Annotated in this window: 1 protein-coding gene; it reads left to right on the top strand. The window is 63.5% G+C overall.

Annotated elements, in window-relative coordinates:
* The first annotated feature begins 154 nt into the window (after positions 1–154).
* Positions 155–415: a transposase gene (locus MXD61_RS05820; RefSeq protein WP_248811810.1), complete on the top strand. Its 261-nt coding sequence runs from the start codon at positions 155–157 to the stop codon at positions 413–415.
* Positions 416–469: the final 54 nt, after the last annotated feature.

Here is a 469-nt window from a genome sequence, read left to right as displayed (position 1 = left end):
TCCACCTAACCGACTACCAGAAGTAACGATCAATCGGTATGCCTCGCGGCAAGGAACTACTGAGGCGCTGCACTAGCGCTGGTTGGTCAGGTTGGGGAAGGTGGACGTACGGTTGGTGGTGTCTGGCTGGGGCTGTTCCGGTGGGAGGTGCCCGATGGCTACTCCTCGCAAGCCGACCGCGCCGACGGCGGAGGCGATCGACCGGTTCTGCGGCGACTTCGATGACCTGTTCTGTCGTGTGGCTGAGCGCACCGCGCTGCGGCAGTATCTGATCGGCCTGTTGCTGCCCCGGGAACGGAACAAGACGCTGACGGAGCTGGCCGCTCTGGTCCCCGGCGCGGACCGGCAGCGGTTGCACCACTTCCTGCACGACGCGCCCTGGGTTCCCGATGCCCTGTCTGTCAGAGTCCCATGAGACAGATGGATCTTTGAGACCTGTGTAGCGGTAGGGCGAGACGGGATCTTCAGA

This window comes from Frankia sp. AgPm24 (assembly GCF_023243055.1).
Lineage (GTDB): Bacteria > Actinomycetota > Actinomycetes > Frankiales > Frankiaceae > Frankia > Frankia umida.
Note: the sequence above shows the minus strand (reverse complement) of the source record. Positions and strands in the feature narration are given on the sequence as shown.

Coding starts and splice junctions, on each gene's coding strand:
- MXD61_RS05820 (WP_248811810.1), top strand. CDS start 155: ATGGCTACTCCTCGCAAGCCGACCGCGCCGACGGCGGAGGCGATCGAC.